The sequence below is a fragment of the Psychromonas sp. MME1 genome (genome assembly GCF_041080865.1).
GTDB lineage: Bacteria > Pseudomonadota > Gammaproteobacteria > Enterobacterales > Psychromonadaceae > Psychromonas.
Map to the genome: position 1 here is coordinate 893,439 of NZ_CP160906.1, position 16,091 is coordinate 909,529.

A 16,091-nucleotide genomic window follows, 5' to 3' on the forward strand; every position below is an offset into this window, starting at 1 on the left:
TTTTTAACTCGTTATTTCTGACTATCTAAAAATCGTTCTGCATCTAATGCTGCCATACAACCAGTACCTGCTGATGTTATTGCTTGACGATAAATATGGTCGCTAACATCACCGGCTGCGTAAACGCCTTCTATACTTGTTTGTGTTGCGTTACCATGACTTCCCGTTTGAACTTTTAAATAACCATGGTTCATTTCTAGCTGATCAGCAAAGATGTCTGTATTAGGTTTATGGCCAATTGCTATAAATACACCCATCACTTCTAATATTTCACTGTTATCAGATAAGGTATCTTTTAAACGTAAACCAGTAACGCCCATTTCGTCACCAGATATTCGTCTAATACTCTATCGGTATGTAATATTATATTGCCGTTTTTAACTTTTTCATTTAAGCGATCGAGCAGGATTTTCTCACTACGAAAGCCAGTACGACGATGAATTAGATGGACTTCTGCGGCTATGTTAGATAAATATAGCGCCTCTTCAACAGCAGTATTACCGCCACCGACAACTGCTACTTTTTGGTTACGGTAAAAGAAACCATCACAGGTTGCACAGGCGGAAACACCACGTCCTTTAAATGCTTCTTCGGACTCAAGGCCGAGATAACGTGCAGAGGCTCCTGTTGCGATGATCAATGCATCACAGGTATAGGTTGCATCGCCAATTAAAGTGAATGGTCGCTTGCTTAGGTCTACACTATTGATGTGATCGACTACAATCTCAGTATCAAAACGCTGTACATGCTCTTTCATACTTTCCATTAAACCGGGGCCTGTCATATCAGCACCGCCGCCTGGCCAGTTTTCTACTTCGCTGGTTGTTGTCAACTGCCCACCTGGTTGCATGCCAGTTATAATAAGTGGGTTTAAATTAGCGCGTGCAGCGTAAACGGCAGCCGTATAACCTGCAGGCCCTGAGCCTAAAATGATTAGTTTGTGATGTGTTTTATTACTCATAAAAATGCCTTAATATATTTGAGTTAGCCTGTAGCTTAAATATCATACTTTACAGAACACTTGCTATATATAGTAAACTGGGAGCTAGAAAATAGCAGCATAAAAAAACGGATATTTCAATGAAATATCCGTTTGCTTTGATAGGCTAAAACTATTGATAGTTAAATAGTTGCTTTTACAGTTTTACTACTTGCCTGATTACTAGCGAAACTACTACCTGCTTGCTGAGTTGATTTAGTAAAGGGCAGGCGTGTGGTTGCAGCAATAATGGTTATTTCATTATTGAGATCCAAAGGCTCACTAATCGTGCGTGTCATTACTGATGTCGCGTACTGGCTGACATTACTGACCGTCCCAATTTTACTAGCATTGTGATCTACTTCGATTACGGAAGTAGGATTATTAACGACAACCGGTGTTTTTTCAGTGACGTTTGCTGGTTGCTTAACGAGTACAGGTGCTTCTTCTGTGACCGTTGGAGTTTGTTCAACGACAACGGGTGCTTCATCAATGACAACCGTAGGCTGTTCAACAACCACCGGCGCTTGCTCTACAACCACAGCTACTTGCTCAGTGACAGTAGTGGGCTGCTCAACAACAAGCGGTGCTTCTTCAGTGACAGTAGTGGGCTGCTCAACAACAAGCGGTGCTTCTTCAGTGACCGCAGGAACTTGTTCAACGACAATAGGCTCTGCTTCAGCAACTACCTGTGTTTCTTCTGCTAGCGTTGTAGTCGCTATAGGAGAAGTTTCTACGGGTTTTGTTGCCTTGCTGTCATTGTCAATAAAGGTTTCCATTTGGATTTCTGGTAATATCTGTTTTGCAATTGTAGTGGTTACATCGTTAGCACTATTTTGTAATTTTTTAACCACTTCACTTGTTGTCACATTACCATCAATATTGCTAATTTCGTTTGCGATACTGGCTTTGGTATTGCTATTCACACTTTCGTTTGTGTTAGTTGTATCCGTTGATTCCGGGTAACGGCTGCTGACAGGATCTAGTTGATTGATCGGATTTGTCGTTTCAATCGTTTTTTCATTTAGTTCCGATTTTTTGTTGCGTTGATTATTGTTACGTAAATAGCGCGCTCGTCGTTTGCTACTTTTTATTGCAACTTCTTCTTTTTCAACAGAATCTGAACTAACATTGTTATTTACTTCTTTAGGTAATGTATCTTTGTTGCTTACTTCATTATTAGGAGGTGTTTCACTTACTGGTACGCTGTTATTTTCAACAGAGGCTTCATTGTTTTGCAAACGGACTTTTTTACGCATATTTCTGCGTTTACGGCGAACGACAACTGCTTCTTCAGACTCTTTCTTATCTAAGTTAGAGTCATTCTGTTCTTGCTTTTTAACTTGATTATTGTCTTTTTTAGGGCGTTTAGGGCGTTCAGAACGCTCAGGACGCTCATTAGTAGGACGATTTCTGTTACGGTTACGGCTGCGATTGCGGTTATTTCGTGTCGCTTGTCGATCTGTTGCTTTTTTCTCCGATACTGTTGCAGCCTTTTTAGTTTCTTCGCTGACCGTTTCTTCGCTATTTGAGAAAATAGCGGCTATTGATCGGATAAAGCGTGTTAAAATTGATGGTTTGTTAGCCGTTTTTTCTTTTTCTGTTGAGGCACTTGGGATGTTTTTTTCAGGTGTTTTCTTAGGGCTAGAGAAACCGGTTAAAACGGGATCAGCCTCTTTATTTTGCTCATCTTTAATTACATTAGGGACGTAAACAGAGTGCTGTTTTTCTAATGCATCGTAGTTAACATCTTCTTTACCATCTTGACGCGTGCGTTTGATTTCAAAGTGAGGTGTTAATAGGTTGGCGTTAGGAATAATGTAAACTTCACATCCGTGACGTTCTTCTATTTTACTAACGGCATTGCGTTTTTCATTGAGCAAATAGGCCGCGACAGCAACGGGCACCGTTGCTTGAATTTGCGCTGTATTTTCTTTTAAACCTTCCTCTTCAATCAAACGTAGGATAGCAAGAGCTAAGGATTCATTATCTCGGATGGTACCTTGTCCATGGCAACGAGGGCATACACGAGATGCCGATTCGCCAAGAGAAGGACGAATGCGTTGACGAGACATTTCCATTAACCCGAAACGTGAAATACGACCAAGTTGAATACGGGCACGGTCTTGATGAACCGATTCACGCATACGGTTTTCAACTTCCCGTTGATGACGAGGAGGGGTCATATCAATAAAATCGATAACGACTAATCCACCTAAATCGCGTAGACGTAACTGGCGAGCAATTTCCTCTGCGGCTTCCAGATTTGTATTAAAAGCTGTTTCTTCAATGTCACCACCACGGGTTGCGCGTGCAGAGTTAATATCGATAGATGTTAATGCTTCCGTTGGGTCGATAACAATAGAGCCACCTGATGGTAGTCTAACTTCTCGTTGGAAGGCTGATTCAATTTGGCTTTCCACTTGGTAGTGAGTAAATAAAGGTACTTCACCTTGATATAATTTGAGGCGATTAATGAAATCGGGGCGAGCTACTTTGATATGCTCTTTAGCAAGTTCAAATATCGCTGCTTTATCAATAACGATTTCGCCGATGTCATTGCGTAAATAATCGCGAATTGAACGTAAAATAACATTACTTTCAGAATGAATTAAGAAAGGTGCGGGTTTAGAGGCTGCGGCAATTTCAATATTATTCCAGTAGTTAACCAGAACAGATAGATCGCTTTCAAGCTCTTCGGGAGATTTACCAACGCCAGCTGTACGTACTATAAGACCCATACCATTTGGTAGCGTTAACTGGCTAAGTGCCTGTTTTAAATCAGTACGTTCATCTCCTTCAATGCGACGAGATATGCCACCTGCGCGTGGATTATTAGGCATTAATACTAAGTAACTACCAGCCAAACTGATGAAGGTTGTTAATGCGGCTCCTTTATTGCCACGCTCTTCCTTTTCAATTTGAATAATAACTTCCTGGCCTTCTTTTATTACCTCTTTAATATTAGGTCTGCCCTTAAAGGAATAACCCGCAGGAAAATATGTTTTAGCGATTTCTTTTAAAGGTAAGAAACCATGTCGGTCAGCACCGTAATCTACGAAAGCAGCTTCTAAGCTTGCTTCAACTCGGGTGATTTTACCTTTATATATATTCGCTTTTTTTTGTTCATGTCCTGGACTTTCGATATCAAGGTCATATAACAATTGCCCATCGACAAGGGCAACGCGCAACTCTTCAGCTTGAGTTGCATTGATTAGCATTCTTTTCATTTTTAATAAACTCTTATATTTTATCGTTATTTTTTGTTTATGTTGGCTATGTTTCTGTTCACTTGACCTCGTGTCTGACTGTACAGTCTCTCGACTGGGAAATATGCAGAGGTGCATTGGAAAGTGAAAACAGATATTTTATTATCATTGCTGTAATTAGCTAATAAATAGATAATAAGCAAAAGGCTCAACATTGTATTTTTTATTTAATAGTTGTTATTTTGACTTCAAGCCGACTGGCGAGTCATAACACCCTAATCATCTCATTAATATACCTTTAGCCGCAATACAAATTTTTACATATTAACCCTTTAACACGTGATAAGCTTAGCGAATGGAACAGATAAATCACTCAGTACGCATGATTGAGGTAACTCAAGACAATGCACAACAACGAATTGACAATTTTCTTCGGCTTTATTTGAAAGGTGTCCCGAAAAGTATGATTTATAGAATCGTACGTAAGGGTGAAGTGCGCGTAAATAAAAAGCGTATAAAACCTGATTATAAACTTGCTGTTGGTGACATAGTACGTATACCACCAGTGCAAGTAGCTAAGGAAAATGCATTACCTTCACCTAAATTAAATAGCATCGCGCAATTAGAGTCGCGAATTGTTTATGAAGATGAGGCTTTGATTATTTTAAATAAGCCCTCAGGACTTGCTGTTCATGGTGGTAGTGGACTGGATTTTGGTGCCATTGAAGGGATGCGTGCGTTAAGACCTGATGCGCGTTTTCTTGAATTAGTGCATCGCCTTGATAAAGATACCTCAGGTTGTCTGTTGATCGCTAAAAAACGCAGCATGTTAAGGGCATTACACGAGCAATTGCGTAATAAAACCATGAATAAGCGTTATCTGGCTTTGGTTAAAGGCAGTTGGGATAAAAAATGGCGCACTGTCACCGAACCTTTACTGAAAATAGAGCAAGACTCCGTCGTGAAGGTAAGTAGTGAGGGCAAAGCCTCTGAAACGCGCTTTAAAATTATGCAGCGTTATCAAGGTGCTACATTGTTAGAAGCCAGTCCCGTGACGGGTAGAACACATCAAATTCGTGTACATACCGCCTGTAAAGGACATAATATTGCCTGTGATGTGCGTTATGGTGATGCGTCATTTACTGAAGAGATGCAAAAGTTAGGATTAAACCGTCTGTTTTTACATGCCGCTCATATTACCTTCTATCACCCCGTATTAGAAAAAGAGATTACTGTGAGTGCGCCATTATGTGCAGAGTTATCCGATTTATTAGAAAAGTTAACGAGGTGCTAGGGTGAAGTATTCACTGTTAATCTTTGATTGGGACGGTACTTTGATGGATTCGCTTGATAAAATAGTAGCGAGTATGCAGCGGGCGGCTATACAGGTTGATGTTGCAGCCCCTAGTAATGAGGCCATTCGTCATATTATCGGTTTGAGTTTGAACCATGCGATGGATAAGTTATTTCCAGAGCAGTCGAAACAAACGCGACTGGCTATCATTGATGCCTATCGCGACGATTATCGGCGTTTTAATAGTCAATTAACGCCATTTTATCCAGGGGTTAAAGAGTGGTTGTTTACACTCAAACAGCGAGGTTATATCTTAGCTATTGCAACAGGTAAAGGTCGTAATGGTTTAAATCATGTTCTTGAATCCCATGGTATGGCTGATTTTTTCTCAATAGCCTATTGCTCAGATGAGACAGCTTCAAAGCCAGATCCTCTAATGTTACATAAAATATTGGCTGAAATGGATGTAAAGGCAACCCAAGCTTTAATGATAGGTGATTCAAGTTATGATTTAGAAATGGCCAATAATGCAACTATCGACTGTATTGGCGTTAGTTATGGTGTACATTGTAAAAGCACTTTATCTGCTTATAACCCGTTGGCAATTCTAGATAATTTACCCAAACAACTTGATGCATATATTTAATTCCCCCAATAACAGTGAAATAATGTGATGTTTAGTGAATATATAAAAATTACCGGGCGCGGTGAAAAAGGGCGACGCCCTTTAACGCAAAAAGAAGCCTATGATGCTTTGTCTTGCTACCTAAATGGTGATGCTGAATTATTACAGCTAGCCGTATTGTTGATGTTGCAACGGGTACGCTGCGAAACAGCAGATGAGGCTGCTGGTTACATTCAAGCCCTACGCGATGTGATCGATCCTCAGTGGAAAAAACTTAGTGTAGATCTTGATTGGCCCTGTTTTGCGGGAAAAAAACGTCAGCCTCCTTGGTTATTATTAGCAGCCAAAGTGATCGCTTCGCAGGGTAAACGCATCCTTTTACATGGACATAATTCCATTGATGCGGTTAAATTTCAGATAGAAGAAGCTTGTCCTACGCTCAATATTAAAATTGCTGAAACACCTGAGCAAGCAGAGCTGTTCCTTTCTGAAAGTAATATCTGTTACCTTCCTTTATCTGCGTATTGCCCTGAGCTTGTGCCGTTGTTAGCCCTGCGCGATAAAGTGGGGTTACGCACACCTCTTAATACCGTCGCACGTAGCCTTAATCCAAGTAACGCACCTTTTGCTATTCACGGCGTTTTTCATAAAGGTTATGAAAAACTGCATGCGCAAGCCGCGTTATTAACTGCTGAACAGAATATGATCGCCTTTAAGGGTGAGGGCGGTGAGAGTGAGGTTAATCCAAGGGTAAGTAGTGATATTTGTGGCGTGCAACAGATTGATGGTGAGGCGACCTATTTTGAAGAAGAGTGGCCTACTTATTTAATTGAAGCGAGTGGCGCACATAGCGAAGTATCAGCTCAATATTTACAAAACGTTTGGTCTGGAAATGTGCAAGATGAGTACGGTGATGCCGCAGTGATCTGTACTATTGCGTTATTACTAAAACAATTCGATAGGCAACGTAGTCAACAAGATTGTTTGGGTGAGGCGCAACGTTTATGGGAAAAACGAGATAAAAATAGTTAACAGCGACTTTAAAAATAAGAGTAACAGTAGGGGGAATTTATATTCCCCCTACTGCATTGAGCTGAACGTTTAATTCTCCTGCGCTGGGATTTTTCTAATTTGTACAATCATGCCCATCAGAGGGTGGTCAAAATAGTGTATCTCACCACTGCGTAAGCGGCGGCTTTGGTCAAATAAAACGTCGGTAAGTTTTGTAACCTCTTGCATCGCCATCGGCATTATTGCTTCACTCTGTTTAATAATTTGTACATCATTTTCACTACTAACAACCTCAACGGATTGATTCTGTTGCGTTGCTGCGGTTGGCGTTGCTTGTTGTACTTGTTGGCGAATGATTAGCTGACTATCAATATATAAAAAATGGTCCAAGTAGACGGTGAAATTACCATCTATAGCCCATTTGTCGACGGCGGGGGGAGTCGCTTCTTGATTAACCGCGATAGCTATTTCATTGCTTAAACTATCTTGTAATTCTTGTGAAGCGTTGCTTTTATCTGCGCTACTCTGTGCAAAATTTTCACCTGCAAAAATATGAATAGGTTTTGCTGCATAACGATTCTTGACAGGCATGCGCCAAGCTAAATGCAGTACGGGCGTATAAGCTGCATGTCGATTTAATTTTTCTCGCTCTACACTTAATTGTAATTGACCATTTGTTAGTCGTTGAAAATTGTTATTTTCAGAATCAAAAAGCGTGCTATCAATCAGTACAGGATGACTAACATGTAAGCAGGTTGTTGTTTCATAGCAATCTAACGCCGTTTCTGTTTTGATTAGCGGTATACTGTTTGATAGATCAATATTAATATTATCATTTGTTAAATGTTCGCTAACATCTTGTAGCTTAACATTACGTTGAAAGAGCAATAGTTCGATTTCAAACCATCTCTCCTCAGCGCTGGCAGGAAAGGCATGCAGTAGTAATATTAATGGCAATATAAGTCTGTAATTCAAGATCATATCCTTAAATCTTATTTATTTGAGCGTATGCGCTGAAAAATCATCCAGCAGTTCTGTGATCCAGCTAATTCTTAATCGAGTATCCGTTAGATCAATGTTAAATTTAAGTTTCGTTGGGCCTTCTAGTTTAAATGTTTTTGTATCTTTTTGCAGTAAAGAAACTAAGAACATAGGATCAACGGAAGTGTTTTCTGTAAATATGACATGCCCTCCCTTAGCATGAGCTTCTAGACGCTGTATACCAAGTGAGCCTGCTTGTTGTTTGAATGTGGTGATTGCAATTAAGTTCTTCGTTGCATCGGGTAATAAACCAAAACGATCGATCATCTCCACCTGCAATTCTTTTAAGTTAGTTATATCTTTACTGTTAGCTATCCGTTTGTATAAGGCCAGGCGCATATTAACATCATGAATATAATTATCCGGGATAAGGGCTGGAATATGCAATTCCACTTCTGCTTGAGTCGCAAGTAGATATTCAAGCGTTGGTTCTTTACCATTTTGTAATGCTGTCACTGCCTGATTGAGCATTTCCATATACAAGTTATAACCAATGCTACTAATTTGGCCAGATTGCTCATCCCCTAGTAGTTCACCTGCTCCACGGATCTCCAAATCGTGTGTTGCCAGTGTAAAGCCTGCTCCGAGCGTATTTAATGATGAGATGGCATCAAGGCGTTTTTTAGCATCTTTACTCATTAATTTTTCATTCGGTGTAAGCAGGTAAGCATAAGCTTGATGGTGTGAACGTCCAACACGACCGCGCAGTTGGTGTAATTGTGCAAGGCCCAAGTGATCAGCTCGATTGATAATAATCGTATTAGCACTGGGGATATCGATACCGGTTTCAATAATAGTGGTACAGACGAGGACATTTTGTCTTTGATGATAAAAATCGGTCATAATCCGTTCTAACTGATGTTCATTCATCTGGCCATGTGCGACAGCGACTTTAGCTTGCGGTAGTAAATGTTGAATATCTGCTGCCGCTTTCTCAATGGTAGCGACTTCATTATGTAAAAAGTAGACCTGACCACCACGCATGATTTCACGCGTGATGGCATCACTAATGACTTGGTCGGTTTTTTGTTGCACAAAGGTTTTAACCGCTAACCGTTTTGAAGGTGGGGTAGCGATGATGGAGAGGTCACGCATCCCGTTCATGGACATATTTAATGTTCTTGGAATAGGCGTTGCTGTGAGAGTTAAAATATCGACTTGTGCCCGTAAAGCTTTAATTTTTTCTTTTTGGCGCACTCCAAATCGATGCTCTTCATCAATAATCAGTAAACCGATGTCAGAAAACTTAAGGTCACTGCTTAATAATTTATGTGTACCAATCAAAATGTCAATTTTGCCTTCAATGGTCTCTTGCAGTATCTGTTTTTGCTGTTTAGCCGTTTTAAATCGAGATAATACCTCAATACGCACAGGCCAATTGGCAAATCGATCTTTAAAGCTTTCATAGTGTTGTTGGGCTAATAATGTCGTAGGCACAAGCAGTGCCACTTGACGCAAGTTATCAGTCGCAATAAAAGCAGCACGCATTGCGACCTCCGTTTTACCAAAACCCACATCACCACAAACTAATCTATCCATTGGCTGCTTAGAGCACATATCGGAAATCACTGCATTGATAGAAAGGGATTGATTGTAGGTCTCTTCAAAGGGGAAGTCATTACGAAATATTGCATAATTAGCTTTATTAAGTTTATATTGAAATCCTATTTTAGCTGCGCGTTGTGCGTAGACATCGAGCAGCTCTGCGGCAACATCGCGCACTTTTTCAGCGGCGCGTTTTTTGGCTTTTTGCCAAGTGTCATTACCAAGTTTATTAATTGGGGCATTGTCGACGTCATGCCCACTATAGCGGCTTATCAGGTGTAAAGCGGTCACGGGGACATAAAGCTTATCGCCTCTTAGATATTCTAATGTGACAAATTCAGTGACATTTCCTGCATTTTCGATGGTTTGTAAGCCAAGATATTTGCCAACCCCGTGATCAATATGGACAACGGGTTGGCCAATTTTAAGCTCTTCTAAATTACGCAGCGTATGTTCAGCATTAAAGTTTTCATCATTTGCTTCATTACGACGCCCACGTAGTGATACTTTAATCCCTAATAGTTCATTTTCGGTAATAAATGCGATTTTGCTGCTATTTAATATAAAACTTTTTGCTACATGGCTGATGGTTACACCGACAGCTTTTGTGTTGCCGGCAAAAGATGTAAATGAGCTAAACTCAGCTATTTTCATCTTTAACGGTGCTAATAATTCTAATAGCGATTCTTTACGCCCTGGCGATTCAACACTAAAAAGAATTTTGCCATCGAAATGAGTAATAAAATGGGCAATTTTTTCCAGTGGGTTATTTTTTTTATGCTCGATTTGAACATTTTCAACGAGCGATATATCGAAGTTGGTATTTCCTGCTTTATGCTCGTTAATTGGCGCCTGCGAGAAAAAATAGCGAGGCCATTTATTTAATTGTTCGAAACATTGTTCATGGCGTAGATATAACTCCGCTGGCGGCAAGAGAGGGCGATAGAGGTCGACACAACGCTCTTCGTAACGCGACTGTAAATTATGCCAAAAATCCATGCTGGCTTGGTTAATATCACCGACGATAGCAAGGCGAGAGTTACTTGGTAGATAGTCAAAAAGGGTAGCGGTTTGCTCAAAAAAAAGTGGCAGATAATATTCAATACCCGCAGGTAAATTTGCCTGTTCTATGGTGTTGTAAATCGATTCTTTACTACTTGATAGTGGAGAATTGAATTTTTCTTTAAACTTTATTTTAAAACGTTGTAATGCATCAGCGTCCGTTGCAAATTCATGTGCGGGGAGTAATTTTATCTCTTTGACTGGCTTTAATGAGCGTTGACTTTCACTGTCAAAGGGGCGGATAGAGTCAATTTCATTGTCAAAAAAATCGATACGGTAGGGCTGTTGACTGCCCATGGGATATATATCAAGTAGTGAGCCGCGCGCACAAAATTCGCCATGGTCCATAACCTGTTCAACGGCATAGTAACCCGCTTCTTGTAAATTTGCGCGGAATTGTTGCGGATCAATTGTCTGTCCATTTTTAACAATTAACGTGTGCTGCTGTAAATAGGATAAGGGAGCTAGCCTCAGTAAAAGCGTGGTTATGGGGACAATTAATATGCCCCCTTGCATCTGCGGTAAGCGATACAAGGTTTCTATACGGGTAGAAATAATATCTTGATGCGGTGAAAAATGGTCATAGGGTAACGTTTCCCAATCGGGAAAATCAATTAGCTCAAGTTTATCCTCAACAAAATAGCTTAATTCTTGGCGTAACTTTAATGCACTTGGCGTATCGTTAACGATTAAAATGAGTGGCGATGATTGCAGTTTCGCGCACTCACTAATTGCCAATGCTTGGCTGCTGCCCTGTAAATTGGCGAGTAATAAACGGTCATTATTATTTTTGAGTGTTGGAATCGATAATAGTTGCACTGGCTTCATTGTCTATTCTTTTTTAAATTGATTGTGTGCGTTGCTCTGCACGCAGTTTGAGTTGCTTGGACTGAATATGTAATGTACTACGAATCAGTAATTCGCGATCTTCTTCGCGTATTCGCTGATAGGTTAATTGAACAGATGTTCCATCGATATTGGTTACCCTTGCATAGCAGTAGATCGCAGCAGACTCTTCAGGTAAAAAAATTTTTAAGCGTACCAGTTGTGATAAATAAAAGTTTTTTCCTGAGCAATCAAATAAACAACAACCGGCACTGAATGCATCGGTTTTAAAACGGTATTGGCTTTCATCTTGCTGACTTAATATGTAAGTTAGCAATATATTTATTTTTTGATTTTGTGTATCTAAGAATTGCCATAAAGTTTGCGTTGTTTCATTGTTTAGTTTTAGTCGATGCAACGCTGTAGAGTCAAGTTCAGAAAGGTCGCTGGCCATACGAAAAGGGGCGGGGATCTCCGCTTCAAATTGCCCTTGTTCTGGAATACTTTCATCGTCTTGCAGAGGTTGAACATTAATTGCAAGCTGATAGTGCACCAAAAAGTATTCATGTTTGGTCATTATTTTCCCTTATTTTCTGTCTACTGTGATTGTTTTCATCTAATTTTCGGTATCTTGATCTATGAAGATACATTAGAATATTGTGTAATCAATGTCTTAATCGTTATTTAATGTATTCTTTTTAGGGCTAACTACGAATATTTTGTCATTATAACTCAATGTCAACTAATCAAGAAACAAAGGAATTTATGTTTTACCCCCTCAGTGCTTTTATCGGCTTACGCTATACAAAATCAAAACGTAATAATAAATTTGTCTCCTTTGTTTCCCTTTTTTCTACGGGCGGGATCACCTTAGGCGTGTTAGCTTTAATAACCGTGTTATCGGTAATGAATGGTTTTGAAAATGAGTTAAAAACACGCATTTTAGGAGCAGTACCGCACGCGATTATCAGTAATGAACAACAAACCCTGAGCGATTGGCATGATCAAATACCGGAAATTGAAGCGATTGATGAGGTTAAAAGTGTTGAACCCATCGTTAGCAGTGAAGCAATAGTGCAAACGGCGACTAGCTTGCAAGGTGTTATATTTGAAGGGGTTGATCCTCTTTTATATGGTGCAGATGTCGTTAAATCCGGCATGTATGTAGGGGATATTAGTGATTTAACGGTAGGTAGTTACCATATTATTATCGGCAAAAATTTAGCGCGCCAACTCGGTGTAACCCTTGGCGATAAAGTACGCGTTATCTCTGCAAGGGGGAGTCGTTATACTCCGCTTGGGCGTATGCCTAGCCAGCGCAACTTTACCGTTGCCGGTTTATTTGATGTTGGCTCTGATGTGGATCAGCAACTGGTTTTGATGAATGTTGATGATGCGGCACGTTTAGTACGTATTAATGATGGGCAAGTGACCGGATTGCGTATCTATCTCTTTGACCCTTTTGCCATTGAATCTTGGCATTCTCCAAGTTTAAAACCGGGGCAATTACTCACTGATTGGCGGAGTAGCCATGGAGAGTTATTTGCTGCCGTGAAGATGGAAAAGAATATGATTTGGTTACTACTTTGTTTAATCATTGCCGTTGCCGCATTTAATATTCTCTCGTCATCGGTGATGGTTGTCAGTGATAAAAGTGCTGAAGTCGCTATTTTGAAAACCTTAGGCATTGAGGGAAGAACGCTTAATCTAATTTTTATTATTCAAGGAGCATGGAGCGGTATTATCGGCGCATTCGTTGGTACCATCATGGGGATTTTATTAAGTAGTTATATTAACGAAATTATGTCGATTTTAGGTTTACACCTTCTTTCAAACGCATCGGGAGGAGAGCGAATCCTTCCTGTGCTGTTTGAACCCATGCAAATTATCGTGATTATGCTGTCAGCGATGCTATTGAGCTTAGTTGCCACATTATACCCAGCATACCGCGCCGGAAAAGTTAGTCCCGTTGAGGCATTAAGATATGAATAATATAGATAATAAAAATAACATTGAGCATGATAATACGATCTTGTCTTGCCATGATTTAGGTAAAACCTATCAAGATGGCAAATTATTGAGTACTGTTTTACAAGGGGTTGAATTATCCGTTGCAAAAGGCGAGTTGTTAGCGATTGTTGGTAGTTCTGGCTCTGGTAAAAGTACGCTTTTACACCTGTTAGGTGCATTAGATGCGCCAACAACGGGGAATGTATTTTATTTAGGGGATAATATCCATCACTTATCATCTAATAAACAGGCAAAATGGCGTAATCAACATCTCGGTTTTGTTTATCAATTTCACCACCTGTTATCGGAATTTAATGCCTTGGAAAATGTGGCTATGCCATTATTGATTGCCGGCGAAAACATAAAAGACGCGACTCAAAAAGCACAGGCTATGTTGACTCGTGTTGGCTTAGATAAACGGTTAGCACATCGACCAGCAGAGCTCTCTGGTGGTGAAAGGCAGCGAGTTGCAATCGCGCGGGCATTGATTAATGATCCGCAACTGGTGCTTGCTGACGAGCCAACAGGAAATTTAGATGCGGTTAGTGCAGAAAGTATTTATCAGCTAATTAAAGACCTTAATAATGAGTTAGGAACCGCCTTTGTAGTGGTAACACATGATCAACAATTAGCCAATAAATTGGATCGTCAATTACACATGATCAGTGGTATTTTGCAGGATAACTTATAATGTATCGCCCTTTATCGACGTTCATTGGCTTACGGTATAGTCAAGCCAAGCATAAAAATAGATTCGTCTCTTTTATCTCTATCGCTTCGATATTAGGTATTGCACTAGGTGTGATGGTGTTAATTGTTGGTTTATCTGCCATGAATGGCTTCGAAAAAGCCTTGCGAGATCAATTATTATCCGTTGTCCCCCATGCTGAATTGGAAATGGTGTCTGGTAGTTTCAACGATATAGATGCAACCATTGCTAAAATCGAGGCGCAACCCGATGTCGTTGCTGCAACACCTTTTATTACTTTGAATGGGTTGTTACAAAAAGATAACAAGATGAAGGCGCTGCAAATACGTGCCATAGATCCTCGCACTGAAAACAATGTGACCAATATTGAGAAATTTATAAAAGGGCAGGGTTGGTCTTTATTATCCCCAAATAAAAATACGATTATTCTAGGCAAAAGTGTCGCTGAAAAGTTGCAATTGTCCATTGGAGATAGCGTCTTTTTGTTATTACCACAACAGGGCGCTCAAACTCGTTTAAAAGCGCCTCGCTCTATTCCTTTTAAGTTGGTTGGCATATTTGCGATGGGGGGCAATTAGATAGTTCACTGGCTTTTATTCACATTAGTGACGCTCAAAAAATACTGTCAATGGATAGCGCTAATGCAATTGCCTTTAAGGTTAATGATGTATTAAAGGCACAAAGTATCGCGCGTAGTGTTGGCTACAGTCTTGATAATTATTTATATATTAAAAGCTGGATAACCAGTCAAGGTTATCTATACCAAGATATCCAAATGGTGAAATCGTTAATGTATATCATTTTATTGCTGGTGGTTGCGGTCGCTTGTTTCAATATCGTGTCGACATTAGTGATGGCTGTTAATGAGAAACGTGGTGATATTGCTATTTTGAAAACCATGGGGGCTGGCAAGTGGACGTTGCGTTTCATATTTATCGTGCAGGGGGCTTTTAATGGTTTTGTTGGTTGTTTATTAGGCGCTATGATGGGGATTTATATTGCGCTTAATTTAACAGAGTTGATTACCCACTTAGAAGCGTTATTGGGCCATAAGTTTTTATCGGGTGATATCTACTTTATCGACTTTTTACCTTCACAAATAAATTATAATCAAGTAATAATTATTACACTGTTAGCCTTTGTGATGAGTGTGTTAGCGACTATTTATCCTGCCTGGCGAGCTAGTAATATAAAACCGGCACAAGAGCTAGGGTATAGTCACTAGCCTTAAATTGCACCCTGTTGGTAAGTAGTTGCGCTATTGCTTGGGCTAGCTTTTGGTAGCCCAATGCATTGGGATGTATGGCATCACTGAGCAATGAGGGTTGTTTTAATATTGTTGTAAAAATAGTGGTATCAATGTGAATAGCCATCTCTGATGCAACGTATTGATACTGTTTAATGGGAGCTAATAATTGCAGGGTATTCGGGATTGCTAGTAATACAACTTGAATATCACGCGCTTGTGCAAGTGCGATCATTGCGCGTAAATTATCTACCATTTCATCTAAACTGCGTTGTTGTAGCATATCATTTGCACCGTGGCACAAAAGCAATAACTGTGGTTCATATCTATCTAATAGCCTTTCTAGCCTAAGTCGTCCTGTCCCGCTTAATTCACCGTTCACACCTGCATTAATAACGTCACGGTTAATTAACTTACTTAGTTGTGCGGGGTAGCTTTGATGGGGGGAGGCGGGATAACCAAAAGTTAAACTGTCACCAAATGAAAGAATGGGTTGTAGAGGATTTAGTTGCTGTAACATGCCATGGAATCACTA

At 40.0% G+C, this 16,091-nt stretch carries 12 protein-coding genes and 1 pseudogene; 7 read left to right on the plus strand and 6 right to left on the minus strand.

Annotation, left to right across the window (positions count from 1 at the left end; all coding sequences use genetic code 11):
• Nucleotides 1-11: 11 nt before the first annotated feature.
• Both trxB and rne read right to left on the minus strand, forming a co-directional pair.
• A pseudogene (gene trxB, locus AB2N10_RS04240) lies at nt 12-961 on the minus strand (thioredoxin-disulfide reductase).
• A 161-nt stretch (nt 962-1,122) separates the two neighbouring features.
• Nucleotides 1,123-4,209: a ribonuclease E gene (gene rne / locus AB2N10_RS04245; protein WP_369434371.1), complete on the minus strand. Its 3,087-nt coding sequence runs from the start codon at nt 4,207-4,209 to the stop codon at nt 1,123-1,125.
• Nucleotides 4,210-4,543: 334 nt separating this feature from the next.
• Here rne and rluC point away from each other — a divergent pair, with 334 nt between their 5' ends.
• Genes rluC through AB2N10_RS04260 form a run of 3 tightly spaced genes read left to right on the plus strand, consistent with a single transcriptional unit; the run spans nt 4,544 to nt 7,139 of the window.
• The gene (gene rluC, locus AB2N10_RS04250) at nt 4,544-5,482 is read left to right on the plus strand and encodes a 23S rRNA pseudouridine(955/2504/2580) synthase RluC (RefSeq protein ID WP_354625598.1); all 939 of its coding nucleotides are present in this window, start codon (nt 4,544-4,546) and stop codon (nt 5,480-5,482) included.
• Nucleotide 5,483: 1 nt separating this feature from the next.
• Entirely contained in the window at nt 5,484-6,128 is a 645-nt protein-coding gene (locus AB2N10_RS04255) for an HAD-IIIA family hydrolase (RefSeq protein ID WP_354625599.1), read from the plus strand.
• Nucleotides 6,129-6,155: 27 nt separating this feature from the next.
• Nucleotides 6,156-7,139, plus strand: coding sequence for a glycosyl transferase family protein (locus AB2N10_RS04260; RefSeq protein ID WP_354625600.1), 984 nt, complete (start codon nt 6,156-6,158; stop codon nt 7,137-7,139).
• A gap of 69 nt (nt 7,140-7,208) precedes the next feature.
• Here AB2N10_RS04260 and AB2N10_RS04265 read toward each other — a convergent pair whose 3' ends face one another.
• From AB2N10_RS04265 to AB2N10_RS04275, 3 genes are read right to left on the minus strand one after another with little or no spacing between them, the layout of a single operon-like run.
• Nucleotides 7,209-8,093 (minus strand): peptidoglycan binding protein CsiV, encoded by an 885-nt coding sequence (locus AB2N10_RS04265; RefSeq protein WP_354625601.1) that lies wholly within the window; start codon nt 8,091-8,093, stop codon nt 7,209-7,211.
• A gap of 21 nt (nt 8,094-8,114) precedes the next feature.
• Nucleotides 8,115-11,594: a transcription-repair coupling factor gene (gene mfd, locus AB2N10_RS04270; RefSeq protein WP_369434372.1), complete on the minus strand. Its 3,480-nt coding sequence runs from the start codon at nt 11,592-11,594 to the stop codon at nt 8,115-8,117.
• A 13-nt stretch (nt 11,595-11,607) separates the two neighbouring features.
• Nucleotides 11,608-12,168, minus strand: a complete 561-nt coding sequence (locus tag AB2N10_RS04275) for a PilZ domain-containing protein (RefSeq protein WP_354625602.1) — start codon at nt 12,166-12,168, stop codon at nt 11,608-11,610.
• A gap of 188 nt (nt 12,169-12,356) precedes the next feature.
• Here AB2N10_RS04275 and AB2N10_RS04280 point away from each other — a divergent pair, with 188 nt between their 5' ends.
• From AB2N10_RS04280 to AB2N10_RS04295, 4 genes are read left to right on the plus strand one after another with little or no spacing between them, the layout of a single operon-like run.
• Nucleotides 12,357-13,583 (plus strand): lipoprotein-releasing ABC transporter permease subunit, encoded by a 1,227-nt coding sequence (locus tag AB2N10_RS04280; protein ID WP_354625603.1) that lies wholly within the window; start codon nt 12,357-12,359, stop codon nt 13,581-13,583.
• Nucleotides 13,576-14,292 carry a lipoprotein-releasing ABC transporter ATP-binding protein LolD gene (gene lolD, locus AB2N10_RS04285; protein ID WP_354625604.1) on the plus strand — a complete coding sequence of 239 codons (717 nt, stop codon included), beginning with the start codon at nt 13,576-13,578 and terminating at the stop codon, nt 14,290-14,292. Before AB2N10_RS04280 ends, lolD begins: the two co-directional genes overlap by 8 nt.
• The gene (locus AB2N10_RS04290) at nt 14,292-14,888 is read left to right on the plus strand and encodes an ABC transporter permease (RefSeq protein ID WP_369434373.1); all 597 of its coding nucleotides are present in this window, start codon (nt 14,292-14,294) and stop codon (nt 14,886-14,888) included. The genes lolD and AB2N10_RS04290 overlap by 1 nt, the downstream gene beginning before the upstream one ends.
• Nucleotides 14,889-14,938: 50 nt before the next feature.
• Nucleotides 14,939-15,535, plus strand: a complete 597-nt coding sequence (locus AB2N10_RS04295) for an FtsX-like permease family protein (RefSeq protein ID WP_369434374.1) — start codon at nt 14,939-14,941, stop codon at nt 15,533-15,535.
• Here the strand turns inward: AB2N10_RS04295 and AB2N10_RS04300 are convergent.
• Complete coding sequence (locus tag AB2N10_RS04300; protein ID WP_354625606.1) at nt 15,492-16,076, minus strand: GDSL-type esterase/lipase family protein; 585 nt, start codon at nt 16,074-16,076, stop codon at nt 15,492-15,494. The genes AB2N10_RS04295 and AB2N10_RS04300 overlap by 44 nt on opposite strands.
• Nucleotides 16,077-16,091 lie beyond the last annotated feature (15 nt).

Coding starts and splice junctions, on each gene's coding strand:
- rluC (WP_354625598.1), top strand. CDS start 4,544: ATGGAACAGATAAATCACTCAGTACGCATGATTGAGGTAACTCAAGAC.
- AB2N10_RS04260 (WP_354625600.1), top strand. CDS start 6,156: ATGTTTAGTGAATATATAAAAATTACCGGGCGCGGTGAAAAAGGGCGA.
- AB2N10_RS04300 (WP_354625606.1), bottom strand. CDS start 16,076: ATGTTACAGCAACTAAATCCTCTACAACCCATTCTTTCATTTGGTGAC.
- mfd (WP_369434372.1), bottom strand. CDS start 11,594: ATGAAGCCAGTGCAACTATTATCGATTCCAACACTCAAAAATAATAAT.
- AB2N10_RS04290 (WP_369434373.1), top strand. CDS start 14,292: ATGTATCGCCCTTTATCGACGTTCATTGGCTTACGGTATAGTCAAGCC.
- lolD (WP_354625604.1), top strand. CDS start 13,576: ATGAATAATATAGATAATAAAAATAACATTGAGCATGATAATACGATC.
- AB2N10_RS04275 (WP_354625602.1), bottom strand. CDS start 12,168: ATGACCAAACATGAATACTTTTTGGTGCACTATCAGCTTGCAATTAAT.
- AB2N10_RS04295 (WP_369434374.1), top strand. CDS start 14,939: ATGGATAGCGCTAATGCAATTGCCTTTAAGGTTAATGATGTATTAAAG.
- rne (WP_369434371.1), bottom strand. CDS start 4,209: ATGAAAAGAATGCTAATCAATGCAACTCAAGCTGAAGAGTTGCGCGTT.
- AB2N10_RS04280 (WP_354625603.1), top strand. CDS start 12,357: ATGTTTTACCCCCTCAGTGCTTTTATCGGCTTACGCTATACAAAATCA.